Source organism: Haladaptatus rarus, assembly GCF_054177585.1.
This window is the reverse complement of record NZ_JBPEHG010000006.1, coordinates 128257-147437: the sequence shown is the minus strand read 5'-3', so window position 1 is coordinate 147437 and position 19181 is coordinate 128257. Positions and strand designations below refer to the sequence as shown.

The 19181-nt window shown below is 58.6% G+C and carries 20 protein-coding genes; 5 read left to right on the top strand and 15 right to left on the bottom strand.

Annotated elements, in window-relative coordinates; all coding sequences use genetic code 11:
* Positions 1-13: 13 nt before the first annotated feature.
* The 8 genes from ACR3FE_RS15155 to ACR3FE_RS15120 form a co-directional block, all read right to left on the bottom strand.
* Entirely contained in the window at positions 14-601 is a 588-nt protein-coding gene (locus ACR3FE_RS15155; RefSeq protein WP_458208019.1) for a TorD/DmsD family molecular chaperone, read from the bottom strand.
* Positions 598-1905: an NrfD/PsrC family molybdoenzyme membrane anchor subunit gene (gene nrfD, locus ACR3FE_RS15150; protein ID WP_458208018.1), complete on the bottom strand. Its 1308-nt coding sequence runs from the start codon at positions 1903-1905 to the stop codon at positions 598-600. Before nrfD ends, ACR3FE_RS15155 begins: the two co-directional genes overlap by 4 nt.
* Complete coding sequence (gene dsrO / locus ACR3FE_RS15145; protein WP_458208017.1) at positions 1905-2735, bottom strand: sulfate reduction electron transfer complex DsrMKJOP subunit DsrO; 831 nt, start codon at positions 2733-2735, stop codon at positions 1905-1907. Before dsrO ends, nrfD begins: the two co-directional genes overlap by 1 nt.
* Positions 2736-2737: 2 nt before the next feature.
* Positions 2738-5230 carry a molybdopterin-dependent oxidoreductase gene (locus tag ACR3FE_RS15140; RefSeq protein ID WP_458208016.1) on the bottom strand — a complete coding sequence of 831 codons (2493 nt, stop codon included), beginning with the start codon at positions 5228-5230 and terminating at the stop codon, positions 2738-2740.
* Positions 5223-5465: a 4Fe-4S ferredoxin N-terminal domain-containing protein gene (locus tag ACR3FE_RS15135; protein WP_458208015.1), complete on the bottom strand. Its 243-nt coding sequence runs from the start codon at positions 5463-5465 to the stop codon at positions 5223-5225. The genes ACR3FE_RS15140 and ACR3FE_RS15135 overlap by 8 nt, the downstream gene beginning before the upstream one ends.
* A gap of 290 nt (positions 5466-5755) precedes the next feature.
* The gene (locus tag ACR3FE_RS15130) at positions 5756-6397 is read right to left on the bottom strand and encodes a helix-turn-helix domain-containing protein (protein WP_458208013.1); all 642 of its coding nucleotides are present in this window, start codon (positions 6395-6397) and stop codon (positions 5756-5758) included.
* A gap of 225 nt (positions 6398-6622) precedes the next feature.
* Positions 6623-7969 (bottom strand): hemolysin family protein, encoded by a 1347-nt coding sequence (locus tag ACR3FE_RS15125; RefSeq protein WP_458208012.1) that lies wholly within the window; start codon positions 7967-7969, stop codon positions 6623-6625.
* A gap of 323 nt (positions 7970-8292) precedes the next feature.
* Positions 8293-9159 (bottom strand): universal stress protein, encoded by an 867-nt coding sequence (locus ACR3FE_RS15120; RefSeq protein WP_458208011.1) that lies wholly within the window; start codon positions 9157-9159, stop codon positions 8293-8295.
* A 301-nt stretch (positions 9160-9460) separates the two neighbouring features.
* Here ACR3FE_RS15120 and ACR3FE_RS15115 point away from each other — a divergent pair, with 301 nt between their 5' ends.
* Entirely contained in the window at positions 9461-10744 is a 1284-nt protein-coding gene (locus ACR3FE_RS15115) for a bifunctional metallophosphatase/5'-nucleotidase (RefSeq protein ID WP_458208010.1), read from the top strand.
* On the opposite strand, the gene ACR3FE_RS15110 is transcribed toward ACR3FE_RS15115, so the two are convergent.
* The gene (locus ACR3FE_RS15110) at positions 10736-11716 is read right to left on the bottom strand and encodes a winged helix-turn-helix domain-containing protein (protein ID WP_458208009.1); all 981 of its coding nucleotides are present in this window, start codon (positions 11714-11716) and stop codon (positions 10736-10738) included. The two genes, ACR3FE_RS15115 and ACR3FE_RS15110, sit on opposite strands and share 9 nt — an antisense overlap.
* Before the next feature lie 294 nt (positions 11717-12010).
* On the opposite strand from ACR3FE_RS15110, the gene ACR3FE_RS15105 reads away from it, so the two are divergent.
* Together ACR3FE_RS15105 and ACR3FE_RS15100 are read left to right on the top strand one after the other, a co-directional pair.
* The gene (locus tag ACR3FE_RS15105) at positions 12011-12271 is read left to right on the top strand and encodes a hypothetical protein (RefSeq protein WP_458208007.1); all 261 of its coding nucleotides are present in this window, start codon (positions 12011-12013) and stop codon (positions 12269-12271) included.
* A 382-nt stretch (positions 12272-12653) separates the two neighbouring features.
* Positions 12654-13628, top strand: coding sequence for a radical SAM protein (locus ACR3FE_RS15100; RefSeq protein WP_458208006.1), 975 nt, complete (start codon positions 12654-12656; stop codon positions 13626-13628).
* A 40-nt stretch (positions 13629-13668) separates the two neighbouring features.
* Here ACR3FE_RS15100 and ACR3FE_RS15095 read toward each other — a convergent pair whose 3' ends face one another.
* Positions 13669-13857, bottom strand: coding sequence for a hypothetical protein (locus tag ACR3FE_RS15095; protein ID WP_458208004.1), 189 nt, complete (start codon positions 13855-13857; stop codon positions 13669-13671).
* Between the two features lie 192 nt (positions 13858-14049).
* On the opposite strand from ACR3FE_RS15095, the gene ACR3FE_RS15090 reads away from it, so the two are divergent.
* Positions 14050-14829, top strand: a complete 780-nt coding sequence (locus ACR3FE_RS15090; protein WP_458208003.1) for an enoyl-CoA hydratase/isomerase family protein — start codon at positions 14050-14052, stop codon at positions 14827-14829.
* A 230-nt stretch (positions 14830-15059) separates the two neighbouring features.
* Here ACR3FE_RS15090 and arsN2 read toward each other — a convergent pair whose 3' ends face one another.
* From arsN2 to ACR3FE_RS15070, 4 genes are all read right to left on the bottom strand, one after another.
* Positions 15060-15503, bottom strand: a complete 444-nt coding sequence (gene arsN2, locus ACR3FE_RS15085) for an arsenic resistance N-acetyltransferase ArsN2 (RefSeq protein WP_458208001.1) — start codon at positions 15501-15503, stop codon at positions 15060-15062.
* 84 nt (positions 15504-15587) lie between these two features.
* Positions 15588-15878 (bottom strand): hypothetical protein, encoded by a 291-nt coding sequence (locus tag ACR3FE_RS15080; RefSeq protein WP_458208000.1) that lies wholly within the window; start codon positions 15876-15878, stop codon positions 15588-15590.
* 107 nt (positions 15879-15985) lie between these two features.
* The gene (locus ACR3FE_RS15075) at positions 15986-16819 is read right to left on the bottom strand and encodes an arsenite methyltransferase (RefSeq protein ID WP_458207998.1); all 834 of its coding nucleotides are present in this window, start codon (positions 16817-16819) and stop codon (positions 15986-15988) included.
* Positions 16812-17192 carry an ArsR/SmtB family transcription factor gene (locus tag ACR3FE_RS15070; protein WP_458207995.1) on the bottom strand — a complete coding sequence of 127 codons (381 nt, stop codon included), beginning with the start codon at positions 17190-17192 and terminating at the stop codon, positions 16812-16814. Before ACR3FE_RS15070 ends, ACR3FE_RS15075 begins: the two co-directional genes overlap by 8 nt.
* 395 nt (positions 17193-17587) lie before the next feature.
* Between ACR3FE_RS15070 and ACR3FE_RS15065 the strand changes: the two genes are divergently transcribed.
* Positions 17588-18325 carry a DUF4397 domain-containing protein gene (locus ACR3FE_RS15065; protein WP_458207994.1) on the top strand — a complete coding sequence of 246 codons (738 nt, stop codon included), beginning with the start codon at positions 17588-17590 and terminating at the stop codon, positions 18323-18325.
* A gap of 68 nt (positions 18326-18393) precedes the next feature.
* On the opposite strand, the gene ACR3FE_RS15060 is transcribed toward ACR3FE_RS15065, so the two are convergent.
* On the bottom strand, positions 18394-19128 hold the full coding sequence (locus ACR3FE_RS15060) for a helix-turn-helix domain-containing protein (RefSeq protein ID WP_458207992.1): 735 nt from the start codon (positions 19126-19128) through the stop codon (positions 18394-18396).
* Positions 19129-19181 lie beyond the last annotated feature (53 nt).

Here is a 19181-nt window from a genome sequence, read left to right as displayed (position 1 = left end):
CTCCGGAGGCGGTCTACCGTAGTAGCACCTCGCGGGTCGTCCTCACCAGCGCGGCGTAGAACTTCTCGCGCGTCTCGGCCTTGACCTGCGTCAGAAACGCGTCGGTCCAGGCTCGGAGATGTTCGTCGAGGAACTGGTCGAGTTGTTCAGGTACCCCCTCATCGGCGAGGTAGGCAGCGAACTCCAGTTCGGTCGCGATGTGATCCGGCAGGTCAGAGTGGTCTGGTGCCGGGTGGACACCGAACTCCTGATACCACCGTCTGATAGCAACCGTCGCTGGCCCGTTGACCGGTCCGAACTCGTCGCCGTCCTCCCTGTCGCGGTAGACGCTCTCGTAGGGCGGACACGGTGGTCCCGCTGGCCCGATGAACAACCGGGTGTATTCGGTGCGGAGGTCGTGGACGTCCACAGTGTCGAGGGTGCCGACCACCGGTTCGAGTTCTCCCTCTTCGGCGACCTCGACCAATCGCTCGGACGGTTCTCGCCAACACGCGGCGAGGACTGCGTAGGTCGCTGCGACGTCCGACCGGGGAGCGTCAGTTTCGACGTCGATTTCGGCCGGCAGGCTGCGTTCCGTCGCAGTGTCAGTCTGGTCGCTCATGCGTTCTCCTGTTCGCCGCCGTCGGTCACGTACGATTGCTGTCCATTGAGCTGCTGAATCGGCAAGTATTTCAAGCCGAGTGTGACGATGAGGGCACCGAAGGCGACGATACCCAGCGTGACCACGATTTCGACTACCGTCGGCGCGTACGCTCCTGCCGTCGCCCAGATGTCGGTCGTGATGCCCGAGTACGTCCCACCGAGGGAGATACCCGGTGCGGCATCGATGTTGGCAACGTCGTAGCCCGTGAACACGAGCCGGATTCCCTCGAACATCGTACCGAAGACCGCCAGTGCACCGGCGGTGAAGATGACTGACACGCGCTTTCGCAACGAAGGGATCGCGAGCATGACGAGTGGGAGTGCCCCGCCGACGACCGTCCACAGCCAGAAGTACGTCGACTCACCGATGAGGAAGCTCTCCGTAATGGCCCAGAACTCGAAGTGGTCGGCCCACGCGTGTGGTAGTCGTTCAGCCGCGAGCAGGTAAACCACGTGGAACGCGAGGAAGATGCCGAGCACTTTGCCGAGGCTCACAAGCTCTTCACGATCCACCCGGAACCGAGTGAACCGGTCTGCGAGGACGGACACGACGAGCAACAAACCGAGTCCCGAGACAAGCGCTTTCGCGATGAACACAGGGGCGACGAGTGGACTGAACCAGTCGCCGCGTCCGATCTGCGTCGCGAAGATCCACCCTGTCACCGAGTGAAGCGCGACGGCAGTCGGCAGGGCGAGTGCCGCCGTCCAGAACATGAGCGTGCGGTCACGCTCACGGCCGGCTTCGGTGTCTTCAACGCCGAGCGCCAGCTTCGACCCCTTCGCGGCCAAGTCGCGTCGCGTCAAGAGCCACAGATACCAGAGGTTGAGCAGGCCATACAGCATGACGATACCGAAGTCCCACACCATCGGCGAGCGAAAGTCCGGCGTGGTGAAGAACTGGTACAGTCGCTCGGGCCGGCCGATGTCCGGCAGGATGAGCAGCCCTGCGACGGTGATACACGCGAGGCTCACCAGCACGCCGAGTCGGGCGAACCCCTCGTAGCGGTGCGAGTGGAAGAACTTCGGCGCGCTCGAAATGATGAGTCCACCCGCCGACAGCCCGACGAACAGGACGAACATCATGATGTACAGCCCCCACGAGAAGACGTTTCGCATCCCCGTGGCGATCAGTCCCGTCGTGAGTTGGTACCCCCACGCGGCCAGCCCAGCGACGATGAGCGTCCCGAGCAGGCCGAGCCAGAGTTTCCCCTTCGCGCTGAAGGTGGGGATCGCAATCCGCGATGACTCAGCTTTCGTTGTCATCAGTCGTCACCTCCCGATGTAACGGAAGGAACGTGTGGCATTGCACCGCCGTCAAGCGAGTGGCTCCCGCCGTCCGTCGTACCACCCGCATTGTTATTTGGATCAGACGGTACGTCGTCGGAGCCGTCCGAAAACGGCGAGACGTCGTCGAGTTCACTCTCCAGTTTGTCGCTGGTCTGGGGACGGCCCGGACTCATCTCACCACGGATGTAGTACGTCTTGGGCTTCGTCCCACGGTCTTCGAGCAACTGATTCGTCTGGTACTTGTTGATATACTTCGAGACGGTGCTTGTCTCCTCGTCGAGGTCGCCGAAGATACGCGCGTCGGCTGGGCAGTTCACCACGCAGGCGGGGTCGAGTCCTTCGTCGACGCGGTGGCTACAGAACGTACATTTCTCGACGACACCCTTCGGGCGGGCGGGAACGTCTCCCGTTCCCTCCGCAGGCATGTGTTCGGGCTCGTCCCAGTTGAACACGCGAGCGTTGTACGGGCAGGCGGCCATGCAGTATCGACAGCCGATACACTTGTCGTAGTCTATTTCGACGATTCCGTCGTCTCTGGTGTAGGTTGCGTTGACCGGACAGACCTTCACACAGGGTGCGTTCTCACAGTGTTGACACGCCGTCGGCTGGTACTTCATGCCCAGTGTGCCTTCTTGACCGTCCTCGGGATAGCCGCCGGCTGGGGTATCTATCTTGTCGCCACCCTCGGTGAGGACGCGGTTCCAGTACTGCCCCATGGGGACGTTGTTCTCCTGTTTACAGGAGACGGCACAGGCCTGACAGCCGATGCACCGTTCCTGATCGATTACTAAGCCGTAATTTGTCATGTTTAGCTACCTCCAGCGGGTGGAGCAGCGGCACCGAACCCCTTCGGGTTACCCTCCGTGTACTTGCTGACGTCGACGTCGTCCGGGGCGGGTTCGACCGCAACGCGCACGTCGTAGAACGCCATCGTCTGTCCGATCTCGCTGACCTCGTTGTGGGTGAGGTCGTTGTGGTGGCCTTTGACGTAGTCACGAGACCACCACCCCTGGTCGGTGTTGACCAGTCCGGGCTGGAACGCTTCGTTGTACTTCGCTTTCACGACCATCTCGCCGCGATCGTTGTACACCCGGACGTAATCGCCGTCGTCGATACCACGACGCTTTGCGTCCTTCGGGTGGATGTCCAGCTGTGGCTCGGGATTGATCTCGCGAGCCCAGTTCACCATCTCGTACTGCGAGTGGATGCGGAAGCGACTGTGCTTCTGCATGAACATCAGCGGATACTCCTCGGCCTTCTTGTGATCTTCTGCCGTCCGATCTTCCAGTGGACGCGGAACCTCGAACGAGACGCCCTTCTCGCTCGGCGCGTCGTCGTCGTACACTTCGATGCGTCCCGTCTCGGTGGGGAACTCGCCGGTGTATTTGACGACCGGGACAGTCTGTTTCCGTTGAGTTCCCTGCGTGAACAGCGTCTCAAAGTCGATGGCGTCGTCCCTGCTGGCGAGTTCTCGAAGCATCTCACGCTTCGTCTTCGGGAAGCGGTCGCCGAATCCGAGTCGCTCTGCGAGTCCGCGGATGGCGTAGTAGTCGTCTTGGGTCTCCCAGAGGGGTTCTTGGACCTTGTGTCGGTAGCCGAGGTGGGGGTGTGACCCCCATCCCGAGATGATGTCTTCCTGTTCGAACCAGTGCGGAACCGGGAAGATGATGTCGGCATGCTGGACGGTGTCCGTGTGGTGCATGTCCGCGACCACGTACATGTCGAGACTCTTGATCGCCTTCTGGAAGCGCTTCCGGTCGGGGAACTGGTTCCCCATCATGTTCGACTCGACGGAGTAGACGGCTCTGACTTCGTGCGGGTCGCCGTCGATTATCGCGTCGGGATACTCCGGGAAGTACATCGATGGACCGAGGTCGGCGTTCTCCGGAGCCGCCCAGTCGCCCGCGCTGAGCGTCGCACCGCCAGAGTGATGCGCGTGAATGTTGCCGTGGCGACCGTAGTCGCCCGTCATCGCCAGCATGATGGCGTAGGCCTGCCCGAAGATGTGGCCATGCGTGTAGCGCCCGATTGCGTAGCTGGGCGCGATGCCACCGGGTCCGCGGGTGGCGAGCCAGCGCGCTGCGGTTCGGATGTTCTCGGCCTCCACGCCGGTCTTTTTGGCCATCTTCGCTGGCGCGTACTCCGCGGCGTGTGCGCGGAGTTTCGTCAGCGCCGTCTCACACTCGATACCGTCGACGGTGACCTCGCCAAAGAGTGCGTACGCGCCCTCCGTCTCGGGTTCGAGTGCGACCGGTTCACCACTCACTTCGTCGATTGTGACGACCTGTCCCTCGCTTCCGTCTTCGAGGACTTCGGTCGCCCGGAGCAACTTGCCGGTATCTTTGCGAACCAGTGCGGGTGCGGTCGTCCGCTTCCGGAGGAAGTCGGCGTCGTACGTCTCTTCTTCGAAGACGGTGTGCATCATCGCGAGGATGAGATACACGTCTTTTCCGGGCTTGACGGGGAGCCACAGGTCGGCTTTCGACGCCGTCGTCGTGTACACCGGGTCGACGACGACGAGTTTCGCCCCGTTTTCGACCGCGTCGAGCACCTTCGAGGCGTCCATCTGGAACTGACTGGAGAAGATATCCGACCCCCAGACGATGATCGTATTGGCGTTCTCCCAGTCTTCAGCTTCGTTTGTCGTCGGAAGGAAAAAGCCATGGCCGGTGACGCGGTTGAACCCGCGGCCGACGTTGGCGTCGATTCCCCACGCCGATCTCGTCCCGCCGAACAGCGACGCCAGTCGCTTGAACGACTTGCCTGTCTGTCCGTAGTTCCCCGACCCCTCGTGAAAGAGCACGCTCTCTGCACCGTGCTTAGACTTCAGCGCCTGCATCTTGTTCGCGACGAGGTCGAGCGCCTTGTCCCACGAGACGCGCTCGAACTCAGCGTCGGAACCCCGGCCCTCGGGATTGGGGTCGTCCGGCGACCAGTCTGCGCGTTTCATCGGATACTTCAGCCGCGTCGGGTCGTAGACGCGCTGGGTGTGCGACAGTCCGAGCACGCAGGCTCGTTTGTACTGTTCGTCTTCCGGCGGATGTGGCTCAATCTTCTTTATCTGGCCGTCTCGAACGTGGACGTCGATCGGACACTTCCCACGGCAGTTCGGCGAACAGACCGTCTGAGTGACCTCGTTCTGTCCGACGAAACTCCTGAGACCTGTGTCACGCTTCGACGCCTGCTCGTCCCCGCCTTTGACGAGCGCCTCGAAGTACCCGCCGCCACCGAGACCGAGTGCGGCTGCAGCACCGCTGGCTTTCAATACGTCGCGTCGGTGGACTCCATCCGAGTCACTCATCGTCGAATCCCTCCGGTTTGGTCGGTCGGTTGTCCTCGCCGAACTCCGCCATCACGTCTTCGTGATACTTCTCGTGGAACTCTGTGTCAGTCATCTCGCCGTTCGAAACGCGAATCGCGTCACGAGCCATTCGCATTCCCAGATCAGCGTCGTACTCAACGCCATCCAGAATATCCGATGCCTCCGCTTCCCACTCGGGGAGTGGCGTCAATCTCGGCTGCTGTGGGTCGTTCATGGCTACAGTTACTAGGTGGGAACGGAACTCGGTAGTGCGTACGCTGAATAATGAAGCCATTTATAAGCGCCAGTGTGAAGATATCCTGTAAGTAACCGTTCTCGCGGATGAAGATTCAGCATAATCCTTTCACGAGCCTCGGCCAGATATCCCCAAACGATGGCCGAAAACCTCCGACAAGTGACCGACCCGACCAAGGCGATTCTCTCGGAGTCTGCGCTCAACGTTCACGACGTCTGTGACTACGTCATCAATGTGGCAACGGGATGCCGCCACGGCTGTCGTTTCTGCTACGGATCGAACACGGCCGTCGCTAACTTCGCTTCGACAGCACTCAACCGCTGTGAAAGTGCCGACTTCGAGATGCCGAGCGTCGCTGCGAGGTCGTCGAGGTTCGTCTGCCGAGGTGTCTGATAATATCCTTCGCTCACCGCGATCGTCGCTGCCTCCCGTTGTTTCGCGGTGAGATGTGAGAGGTCTACCGTGGTCGGAGTCGACTCGACGGCCGCATCTCGTCGTCTGGCAGTGAGTCGCCGTAGACTGACATGCTCGGCCACGGATTTGAGGCGGTCGATGAGCTCGCTGATGACCTCGCGGTCTGAAACGTACGTCTCGATGAGGACGGCGTCTCCGTCAGCGCTTTCGATACGTGGGACGCACCCGACTTCACTAAACGCGAGACAGAGACAGGACCGCTCGGTGTGGTTCGTCGTGTGAACCACGTGCGCGGCATCGTTGTCGTCACAGACCGTCACCTCTGCGTGACAAACTCCGTCATCGATTTGATTGTGAACATTTTCGACCTGCGACTCCGGATTCGAGAGTGGACAGGAACAGTCATCAGAAAGTTTGACCTCGAATAGTACCTGAAGGGTTCGCTCTTTGGAGGTACTCTCCGCCGAACCCTTGAGCCCGCTCTCAGACTGTTCCATGTTAACCAACCGTTTCGCGCACTCGTGTATATAAATTTCGTCGGATATATTGAAATCTACGGCAGGTTACAAATTCACCAATTAGTGTGACCGAATGGAGGACCTCCCAAAATCGCAGCTACTGCGGTTCGTCGAGCAGGCGTTTCACTGACTGCCTTGGTAGCTTACTACCTAGTCATATTAGAAGAATCGACTGTCTCTTGGACAACTGGTGGAGTGGCTACGTTATTCTGAAGGCTGTTCTTCGGGGGTCTGATTTGGTCGTACCTTCTCGATGATGAGACGTGCAATTCGAGCATTCTCGACGTCGTCTACCGCCAGGACGTACCCCTCTCGTTCGATCCGATCACCAACTTCGGGTACCCGCCCTAACTGGCTGAATACGTAGCCACCGATCGTCTCGACGTCCTCGCTCTCGAAATCGGTGTCCAATCTATCGTTCACCTCTTGGACGGGAACACCACCGTCGACAGCATACATCCCATCTGCGCGCTTCTCGATGGACTGCTCCTGCGATCGTGTGTCGAATTCGTCTCGAATATCGCCGACGATCTCCTCGAGGATGTCCTCGATCGTTACGATTCCCTCGAAGACGCCCCACTCGTCGACGACTACGGCCATGTGTCCCTCTTGTGTCTGGAATTCTGCCAGAATCTTGTCGATGCGTCGTGTTTCGGGGACGATGAGGACGTCACGTGCGAGGTCGCGCGCCGTGAGCGAGTCGTCATGATCGGTGTCCGATTCGCTTACCCTGAGCAAGTCTTTGACGTGGATGAATCCGACCGGCTGCTCGCCGTTCTCGTCGAGGACGAGATAGCGTGTGTAACTCCCGTCGGCGGCAAGCGTTCGGATTTCAGGGAGGGACATCGAGACAGGAACCGTTTTCACGTCCGGTCGTGGAACCATCACTTCACGAGCGTTCGTATCGCCGAGATCGAAGACGCTTTCGATCATCTCGACCTCGTCGATATCGACGTGTCCTTTCTCCTGTGACCGTGTAAGGATCATTCGAATCTCTTTTTCGGAGTGCGTTTCCTCACTCTCTGAGGCTGGTGGGACGCCGACCAGTCGGGCGATGTAGTTGGCTGTGCCGTTGAAGACGATGATACCTGGGATAAACAGGTAATAGAAGAATTTCATCGGCGGAGAGACGATGAGCGAGATACGTTCTGCTTCCTGGATGCCGAAGGTCTTGGGCACGAGTTCGCCGAACACCACGTGAAGGAAGGTGATGAACCCGAACCCGAGTGCGAACGAGATGAGATGAAGCGTTCCAGCGGGAATAACCGGTTCGAGAACGGGCTCTATGAGGTTCGCCACGGCGGGTTCGCCGATCCACCCGAGACCGAGCGAGGAAAGAGTGATCCCGAGTTGGCACACCGCAAGATAGTCATCCAGATTCTGAATTGCTTCCTGAACCAATTTTGCTCCTGACTTACCCTGTTCGACAAGCCCCTCGACCTGAGTCGGCCGAATTCTGACGTACGCGAACTCCGCGGCCACGAAGAGCCCGTTCATGAACACGAGGAAAAACGCGAGGATCAGGCCACCAACGGAGATGAGATTTACCATCGGTTCCCTTGGCGCTGCGTATGAGCGTTTAGTAGTCTATTCGCACTCCATCTGAAGCTATCGTTGGTCTCCCCGACGCCTTGCGATATCGGTTCGTTTCCCGGGTCGTGGATACCCGACACGTCTCCATGTGGAGTCGATCGGGAGCGACGGAAAGCCCATTCAGAACAGCGAAGCGGAATTCTGTTCTGAATGAGAAACTCGATCATACGTTTTGCTTATAGACCGTCTCACAAAACCGTGTCGAGTACGGACGAAGCGACGTTGCCGAATATCGACAGGCGGAGCAGGCCGAGTGCCTCGGAGTTTGACTCCGAGGCGGTTCACTGACGAGCGACCGTAATCACTGGAACGGGTGCAGTTCGCACGGTTTGTTCAGCAACGCTGCCGAGTAGGATTCGATCAACCCCACGGCGACCGGTCGTGCCCATGACGATAGCATGAGTCTCGTTTGGGGCGATGCTGGCGAGGATCTCCTCCGCAGGCTTACCGTGTTCGATGTGACTGATGACATCCGTAACCCCTCGTGATTTGGCGGCCGTCAGCACGTCATCGATGGAATCCGTTGCTACCTGTTCGAGTTTGTCTTTTGAGAGCGTCGAGCGGATGTCGGGGCCAAATGAAGTGTCGTCCACGACCGATAGAACGTGGACGGTTGCGTCGAGTGACGCCGCAAGTTCGAGCCCATGGTGTGCAGCGCGTGTCGCTGCTTCGCTCCCGTCTGTTGGAATCAGAATGTTCTCGTATGGAAAGACCAGTTGCTCGTCAGGTTCCATCCTGGCAGTAAGGACGGGAACTGACGAGAGCCGGACGACCTTCTCGCTGACACTGCCGCGAAGATATCGTGCCAACCCTTCACGACCCTTGGTGGGCATCACGATCAGGTCATGGCCGTATCGCTCGGCATACTCGACGATCGTCGGGGCTGGGTTCCCTTGGACAACATCGGTCTCGTACTCGACACCAAGTGTGTCTAGTGTTTTGCGCGCGTCCGCAACGATGTCCGCTCCTTCTTGCACAAGCGCATCGACGACGGTGTTTTCGACGACGGTGACGCTATCACGCGACGTATCAGCGACAAACAGGAGATGGATGGTCGCGTCGGTCACGGTAGCAATCTCACCGGTATGATGGAGAATATCGCCAGCGGCCTCGCTCCCATCAACCGGGAGTAAGATGTTTTCGTACATGTTCACGCCCCAGTACGAACGGCAGTTGCTAAGGCGTTTCCACTCTTTGATTTCTAGATACCATCATCCGACAACCACTCGTAATGCCGGATCAAAGTGATCTCGATCGGCCGATTGACTCATTCCTGTCAATAGACGGAGAGCGTGACCCCCATCATCGTGCTCAGCGCTTCTGTTACGACGGTCTTCCGAGTGGTGGTATCTGCATCCGTACGCGACCATCGCGGTCATCGATCGTCCCGAAATCAGTTTCGTCTGAACTCGTACTTTGAAGACCCCTCGTTCACGACAAAGAGGTAACATGCCGACGCTCCTCCACTACTCCGACATCGAGAACGCCTTCGACCGCCCCGAGCACGTCGCACGGCTCGCGGCGGCCCTCCAGACGCCTGCCGACGCCGTCGTCGTCGGGTCCGGCGACGTTCTCGCCCCCGGCGCAATCGCGAACGAACTTGAGGGCCGCCACGCACTCCCGTTCTTCGAAGCCGCCAGACCTGCTGCAGAGACGTTCGGCAACCACGACTTCGACTTCGGCACCGACACCCTCCAAACCATCGTCGAAAAATCGCCCCAGCCTTGGGTATCAGCGAACGTCACGCTCCCCGACGTTGACGTCCCGCGGTCTATCGTCGTCGAACGCAACGACGAGCGCATCGGCATCACCGGCGTCACCGCGCCGGACGCGATCGGCGACTGGCTGGACGGCGTTGGATCCACCGACCCCGTGGATGCGGCACAACAGGTGACCGACCGCCTCCGACGGGACTGCGACTACGTAGTTCTCCTCGCGCACGTCGGTGACGAGACGACGACCACCCTTGCCCGGAAGACCGCGGCAGACGTAGCGTGTGCCGGCCACGTCCACTCTGAGCGCGTCGACCACGTGGACGGCACTCGTATTGTCCGGCCAGGAGCCAATGGTCAGGTCGTCAACGCCGTCGACCTCGACACCATGGAAGTGGCCCCCCGCCACGTCCCGGACTGGGCACCCGACACGGCGGTCGGCGACCGGGTTCGCGATCTCCGCGAAGGCACCGGACTCGACGAGGTCGTCACCCAAGTCGAGACCCCCGTCCCGCGGAAGCAACAGAACCTCTACGACGGTATCTCGCAGGTCGCCAGATTCGTCGCCGCGGCGACACGGTGGGTTGTCGACGCCGATGTCGGTGTTATCGACTCTGGTGGCGTCCGTGCCGGCCCACCGCTGGCTGGCGACGTCACCGTTGGTGAAGTACGCGGCCTCTATCCCTTCGAGGCCCCCGTCACAGTTCTCGAACTCGACGGCTCTCGACTCTGGACGCTGGTAGACTCCGCTATTCGCCCCGACGAATACCCCGACAATCCCGTCTGGGCTTACTTCGACGGTCTGACCGTCGATTGGGCTACGGACGGCCTCCAGGAAGTCACGATGCAAGATGGCCCACTTGTCGCCGACGAGCGGTACACCGTCGCCACATCGGCCTACGTTGCTGGAAGCGGAACATTCGATGGCGTCACCGATGCTTCGACAGAGGACGACGGCCCTCTCCACCCGGATGCCCTCATCGCCTACGCTCGCGAGGAAGGTATTGTTGGCTCAGCCTGATTCGTCTACCTCGATAACGTTGAGCTCTTCATCAAGCGTCAACTGCAACTGGGCACCCTCGTGCTGAATCGTGACTCTAACTCGGGGGGGATTCTCTGCGATAAGTTCCTGGTCATGCTGCGCCTGGAGATTTAACTCTATTCGCGGTTGGAAACTCACCCCATCCTCGTACTGGAGGGGCACACCGCGGTCGTAGTAGAAGGCGATCACTGCGGGATGGTTGATGACGAGCCGCCATGGCACCATCTGATGGTGCTGTTTGCAGACGGAACAACGAAAGCGGGCCATCGCGGCGTCTCGCCGCCCGCAGGTTGGGCACACCCCCTCGGACGCATGGTCGTCACACACGTGCAGCCAGCCGTCCATCGGACCCCAGCACGCGTCACAGACCCCTCCAAGCGCGAACTGCAACAACCCTCCGGTCCAGGCCGCATTGAGCACTTCTGCAGGACGCCGATCGGTAAAGCCGGCCGGGTCGAATTCCCCCGCCGCGAGCGTCCCCTCCGGGACATCGCCCTGTTTCTTCCCGTCGCACTCGGTGCAGACCCAGAATAGCCACTGGTCGTAGTAGGTAACCATCGTGGGAGCGCCACACAGATAACAGTCTAAGTCTATCTCGACCGGGGCGAGTGATGACTCTTCGATGCCCGTGCCCGCGATGACTGACCGCACGATCCGGTGGCCAGCGCGCCGGAGCTCGTACCCCTCGTCCGTCTTATGGGCGAAGTGCCCAACCAACTGATCGAGATGGTAGGTGAACTGACTGCCTTGAGGAATGTCGACCCGGTTGCGCAGCTCCGTGAACGAGACGGTGTTCTCCGTTGCGAACGGTTCGTACGCTTCCCAGAGCGCGACCAGGATCGCCAGCCGGGTTTCGTGCCCCAAGATGGCGAACGTTTCGGTCGCGCGCGGGCCAACAGCCGCTTCCAGCAGTGATTCGCCCCGGTCATCTCGCTTCCTCGTGTGTGTCATGAGTTGGCGTACCACATGTAATCATGTATACTCTCTGAATCCTCGAATTTCTAGCTAAAGAGTGGTTGAGACACGCATCTGGCTGAATCGAAATCCAGACACGCACCCGTCTAAAATGTTCTTCAGAAAACACTTATCGCGGCGAGTAACGACGTCCAACCTGGAGAGAATCACGATGCACACACCAGCGATGCTCCTTGGCTTCACGTTCGAGACCATCACATCCTTGCTCAGTCATGCACCGTTCTGAGCGCACAGACACCAGACTCGTTCACCACGACCAGGAGAACCAGTATGCCAGTCGAACTCTTGCTCCTCTTGCTCGCGTGGGTCGCAACCGTGAGCCTCCTCGTCGTCCTTCCATGGGCGGTCATCAGACTCTCCGTGGTAGTTCTCGAGGCCGATGTGAGCACGCCAGGAGATGACCACGAACACGGACAGCCACACCAGCCACCGGACGCACCGGCAGGACTACCCCGAAAGGTAGACGAGCCCGTCGAACCCGACGATGCAGTGTCCCCACTGACCACTCCCGATGCAGATGCCGACAGGTAGCATCGGATCGAAGCGTGGCCTCACCGACCCCACCGTCACCCGGGTCGTGAATTGCTATTTCGGGCTGGTGAGTCGATTGCATCCGGGCCTGAGAGCCACGAAAAGGCGATAACGAACGTATTCTTTGACCATCTGGTCGGCAGGGTCGTCTAACATTTTGAAGAACGTTGGCTCGTTTCGCATACGCATGACTGCAGAATTCGCGACCGGTATTCAGCAATCACTGAACGTACTACGGAACCGCTGTCAAGAGCACCGTGCTGAAGACAGGGATTGAATTTGCCAGATTGATAGTAGTGAGTACAGTGGACGTAGTCGCGAGTACAACGGACGAACCGCCGGGACAACAGATGTATGGTAACGCGGCACATGATGTAGTCACATGAGCGTTGACTCGACCGTCTCAACGCCGAATTACCGGCAACTCTCGGACGACGCCTTCGAGCAGCGGGTCGTCGGCCTCCGAGAGCGATACGCTGACTGCGATCTGTGTGCCTACGAGTGCCACGTAGATCGGACCGCTGGCCGGAAGGGAACTTGCCAGGTCGACGATACCGCATACGTCTCGACGTACTTCCCTCACTTCGGCGAAGAGGACTGTCTGAAAGGTCACAACGGAAGCGGGACGATCTTTCTGGCCAACTGTAACATGAAATGCGTTTTCTGCCAGAACTTCGAGACCAGCCACGAAGCCAACGGCGACCCCGCTACAGCCGAAGACATCGCCGAGATGGCGCTCGAACTGGAGTCACGGGGATGTCACAATATCAATTTCGTGTCGCCGACCCATCATTCGCCGCATCTCGTGGAGGCGATCAAGCTCGCCGGAGATCGGGGGCTTGATCTCCCGATCGTGTGGAACTGTGGCGGGTACGAGCGTGCGGAAATCCTCGAACAACTCGAGGGGATCGTCGACGTATACATGCCCGACGTGAAGTGGTCCGACGACCAGGCGGCAGCGAAGTACTCGAAGGCGCCAAACTACTGGTCGAACATCACGGAATCGCTTCAGGAGATGCACCGGCAGGTGGGAGACCTCCGGATGGACGACATCGGGTTGGCGACAGGGGGCCTCCTCGTGCGCCACTTGGTCATGCCGAACCACGTCGAGAATGCCAAACGGATCATGGAGTACATCGCAGAAGAACTCTCGGAGCAGACGTTCGTCGACATCATGGCCCAGTATCAGCCGTACTACAAGGCTAAAACCGAGGACTTCTACGAGGAGATCAGTCGCCCGATCTCCTGCGATGAGTACGAAGAGGTAGTGTCCCACGCCCGGGACGTCGGTCTCGTACGGCTCTATCTCGACCAGTCGATGCTCTCCGAGCGCCCCGAACTCACGGATCTCTTCTAGAACCTATCGTGGCACATGCCGTTGGTGATGTGACAGCATGTTATCGAACGATTGGGGGCGTGATCCGGGCAGTGTCGAGTCGTTCTGTTGATCGTGCCGTCGAGGGATAGTTGCGCGAACACGTCTCGAATGCCTGCTGGACATCCGCGAAGTGAGCGAGCAAGAAGCTGTATTGAGCCGGGTGTGTTTCGGAGAGGGCTGTGAGTTGGTGGTTTTGCGGTGGTGACACGACTGGAGCAAATTCACTTCACAGCTTGAATTCAATGATAAAAATATAAATTTTATATGAGATAGAAGATCCACTCCGACAGTGAGGCATCTGGCTGCATCACGAGTACTCATGCACTGGTCAGCCGCTTCCTCGTCGATGTAGTTCTCTTACCCCTGAACGATTATTTTGTTCCGATGAGTGATTCCTTATATGGCTTCCGAGGCAGTCACGGTAGACATCGAAGGACATATCTCGACGATCACGCTTAACCGCCCGAAGGCGATGAATACATTCAGCACGGGATTAGCCCAAGAGCTCGATGATGCTCTTCGGGAACTCGACGAGAATGATGACGTTCGAGCCATCATCATCGACGGTGCTGGGAACGCGTTTTCAGCGGGAATCGACCTGACCGAGCACGGCGATTTCGACACCCAACGGGAGTATAAAAAATGGGTCGGACAGATGGAGAAGCCATTCCAAACGCTCGTACACATGCGGACACCTGTCATCGCGGCAGCTCATGGTCACGCCGCCGCGAACGGAATCGGCCTCGTTGCCGCCTGCGATCTTGCAGTACTCGCGGAAGGAACCAAACTCGGCGCTACCGCCCCCAAAGTGGGATTATTCTGTATGGGGCCTGCCGTGCCGCTGATGCGCTCGCTTACGCAGAAACAGTGTCTCGAGCTCCTGCTGACAGGCGAGCTCATCGATGCCGAGACCGCACTTGACTGGGGACTCGTTAACCGCGTCGTCCCCGAGGAGGACCTCCAAGAGGAGGCAATCGCGCTTGCGGAGTCAATCGCGGAGAAGAGTCCGGTCGCCGTTCAGATGGGCAAGCAGGCCTATTACGTGATGAACGATCTAGACTATGACACCGCCCTCGAATACTCGAACGAGCAGTTCGCCTCGCTGTGTACCACGGACGACGCGAACGAGGGTATCGATGCGTTCCTCGATAAGCGAGAGCCCGAGTGGCCAGGCACGTAGTACAGTTACTCGGCGATACCGCAGTCACCATCGACGCTGTTGTGGCACTTGAGTGGAGGCGTCCACGTAGTCAGCGAGATACCCGCGAAGTATCCATCACCTGGTTTCACGGCGATCACCTCGTCTCAGTCGGTCTCGGTATCAGCCAAGAATTAATTGAACGACAGTGCGAGTTCAATCTTATTTCGTGGCGAGAATCCCACGCTTAAGGGCGGGCGTGAAGCCGACGATCAAAGATTCTTTCTCATACAAGTTGCTGAATCCGGGCATAAGTCCGTGAACTCGGTCGTCTGTTTGATACTCGACGGAACGTTTTCCCGAACCACCTCTTCGTATCCACGCTGTCGGAAAAACGCTGCTGCCGTCACAGTCAGTAAGTATAACTGCACGACCCCGTTGGTTCGCGCATAGTCTTCCAGCGCATCACACAGTGCAGTTCCGAAGCCCCGTCCGCGATTCGAGGCGGTGATCACGACGGATCGAAGGAGCCCATTGGATCCGTATATTTCGACACCACCGCTACCGATACACTTCGTATCAGAGTAGGCGATAAAGAACTTCTCCGGCTTCGTTCGTACGTCCTGATACGGAAGATCGTTCGCTTCCAACATGGCTTCGACACGGTCTATGTTCTCTCCGTCTGCCTTCTGGATGGTTACCGAAGGAACGGTCATACTGTCTCAGTGGTCTCCTGGAGCGGAGCATGGTTTCGGCGGTTGTGCTGACTCCAAAGCAACGCAAACGACTTCGATTGCCAGTCAACTCGCTTCATCGGTGGGAATCTGTGAGACTGTAATCTGCGCCTTTCCCCCCACGCTGAACGTGAATCCCTGGCAGTCGTAGAAGCAGCGGGTCAGCCGGTAGGCACGTCGTCCGCCGGTGAGCAGACCGGCGATGCTCGCAAGGGCTACGATGCCGGTTAGCGGTTGGCTTACGACCCACAACAGTATGGGAATCGCAGCCACGAGGGTATAGCTCACAAGGACGCTTCGCCACGTGGGGTGTTCGATGAGTGGACGATCCCGCGGGTCGAGTGGTGGCCTAAACATCGTTATGGTGTCAAATTTTCGGGTATCTAGTCGTGTCTCCGCCGATTGAGACGGTTGGCGGCATGTTCTGATCCGCATGACCGTGACTGTCGGGACTGGATTTCATGCTATGATTGGGACGCCGTTGCTGGTTTCTCGCCCTCTATCGTCGCTGCGACGATGTAGTCGCTTAAATCACGTTCCTCGTCCCACTTACGGATGAACTCGTCGCTGTCCGCTTTCGGCTCGATGGAAATGTCCGTGAATCCAGCTTCGGTCAACATCGTTTCGAGCGCTGGGATCGATGCGGCTCCACCGACACATGCAGCCACTGACGCTGGATCCGCCTGTATGTCGGTCGGTAACTTGGTAGTCAGGACGACATCCGAGATGGCGAGGCGGCCGCCCGGTCGGAGGACGCGGTATGCCTCGCGGAACACCTGGGACTTGGCTGGCGAGAGATTGATGACGCAATTCGAGAGGATCACGTCCACGGACGCATCAGCGACCGGCAGGTGTTCGATTTCTCCGAGTCGGAACTCGACGTTCGTTGCAGCATTCGTCTCGATGTTGCTGCGGGCCTGTTCGATCATCTCGGGCGTCATGTCGACGCCGATGACGTGGCCGGCTGTCCCGACTTCACGGGCCGCGAGGAAGCAATCGAACCCACCACCAGAGCCGAGGTCAAGAACGGTGTCACCCTCGTCCAGGCTGGCAATCGCGGTCGGATTGCCGCAGCCGAGATCCAGATTTGCGTTCCCATCGACGGCGTCGAGATCGTCGTCTGAATAGCCGAGTTTCTTCGACGTGTCTCTTGGTGAGTCACTACAAGAACTCGTGTCGTCACAACACGATGCTGACTCCGTTGCTATGCTCGAGTATCGTTCGCGCACGGCAGTGCGCTGTTCTTCGGCGTCGGGACGCTCGCAGTCCGTATCGGTGGATGGTGTGGTATCAGTCATTATCGTACGATCTCGTGTCGTCGAGGACTGTCAGAAGTCGTTCTGCGCGAGGTGTTGCGGTGTAATATCGCCATCGCCCTTCTTTTCGTCGTTCAACCAATCCGGCACTGAAGAGTCGGGAGAGGGCTTGACTGACCGCCCCCTGGCTTACTCCGAGTGCCGGTTCGATTTCACAGACGCAGACGTCATCATCGGCCTCGGCGATGAGTCGAAGCGCTTCGTATCGGGTATCGTTGCCGAGGGTTGCAAGGATATCGACGTCAGCAGCAACCTCCTGCTCTGTCAGTGAGTGTGAATGGCTGACCGAACAACAATCGGCCTTCAGCCGGCTCTGTGTCTCGGCTGACTGTTCGTCTGTCTTCTGCCCGGTCATTTTAGCACATCCTAATATTAGGCCCCGCTAATATAAGTATTCGGGTCGGATTTAGTACGCAGTGGAGATGTACCGGAGAGGGTGCTACGACTCCGACGATCCCATGTGGCGGTCAGTGACGCCCCCGAATCCTCGAGGGGCGCGATCACTCAGTCTCCGTCGACTGATCCATACTCGATTCCTCTCAAATTCACCGTTATGAACGTCCTCCCTCACGATGGCTTCTGGTACCTTCCACAGTAACTCGGCCACCCAGTCCTCGTCTCCAACTGAAGTCGTGAAATTCCTCCTCCGGCAGATCATATAACTCCTCAAAACCGACGTGAACCCGGTCGAACCCGTTGGGCAAAATTCTTTTTTACCAACCAGTGGTGTCCCTCGTGGGGGAAATGAAGATGACACAGACACGACGACGAGTCCTACGAACCATCGGGGTGAGTGGACTCACCATTTTCGGTGGGGTTTCGAGCGCACAAGAAACGACTACGACGAGTAGCGGGGAGGTCGCCCGTGTTCGGATCGTCCACGCCGTTCCCGACGCGCCGGCTGTCGACGTGTTCGTCGACGGAGAACGTGTTCTGGAGGGAGTGGAGTTCAAAGGTGTAAGCGACTACCTCGAACTCGAACCGGGAGATTACACCGTTCAGGTCGCTCCCGCAGGGCAAGGACAGGGAAGTGCGCTTATCGAAGAACAGGTAACGCTCGAAGCGAACACTGATTCCACGATTGCGGCAGCAGGCACGGTCGATAGCCCCGAGGCGTTCTTGTTCGACGACGACAACGAGACGCCATCGGGGGATCAGGTTCGCCTGCGAGCGGTTCATCTCTCACCCGATGCACCCGCAGTCGATATCGCGGCAGACGGTGACGTCCTGGTCGAGGGACTCGAATTCGGCAACGCCAGTGACTACGTCGAAGTGCCTGCTGGGTCGTACACCCTCGAAGTTCGACCTGCCGGAGGGAACGAGGCCGTCGCGACGTTCGATGTAACGCTCGAGGGGGGCATGGTCGTGTCAGCGTTCGCGGTCGGTTTGTTGGAAGCCGACGACGAAGCACAAGCGTTCGACCTCGTGACTACGATGGATGCCGGGAGCGAAGAGGCATCGACCATGACCACCACAACAACCAACTAGCGGTTGGCGGTATCGGTTACGACGACACACACGTCTTTTCGCTTCGTCCCGGTCGACTCTCTAGTAGTTCACTTGGCAGTCTGTTCGGTCCGTCGCGTCTTTTCTACCTGCAACGGATCAGCGTTCGATGCCGCAGTGACCAGTCGCAAGAACTGTCCTGCGTTCGTGAGGAGTTTGTTTTCCGCCTTCCGAAGGTGCTCTTCGTACGTCGAGCGAGCGACCGCCGTCTGGTCAGCCAACTCCCGTAGTGATGTTTTGCGAGGCTGTTCGTAGTATCCGCTCTCTAACGCCAGTCGAAGCGCCGCCATCTGCCGTTCGGTCACGTCCTCGAACAACTGATCGACCGGGGCGAGCATACTGTGAGGAATCTGTTGTTCTGTAATCGTCGTCTTCGAGAGTACCTCGATATCACGATCGGCCTCAAGATCACGAAGGAGCGCTCGGATATCGCTCTCGTCGAATGTGATGACTGTGTAGTGCTCCCAGCCCTGGCGATGAATGGTCGGCGGCTGATACAAGCAGTTGTACTCTTCGAATCGTTCGATGATGGAATCTTCCAGTGAACAGAGACAGGATTGGGTGACGACGTGGAGACCGGATTCGTCGACTGACTTGTGGAGAATCGTCCCTAAGTGGTCGATCTCTTCGAGTAGTTCGTCTGTTGGCGATCCCGGAGCTGTGATTTCGATCACCTGGCAGTCTCTCAGATACCACTCACGGATCGTGAGATCCGGGTGGCGTTCAGATATTTTTCGATACGGACACTCGTGTTTGACCCGGAACGAGGCCTCGTAGAGACTCATATTGGTGTATTCGAGCCGAAGTCGATTAACGGTGCCGGTCATGTCCGGCAGTG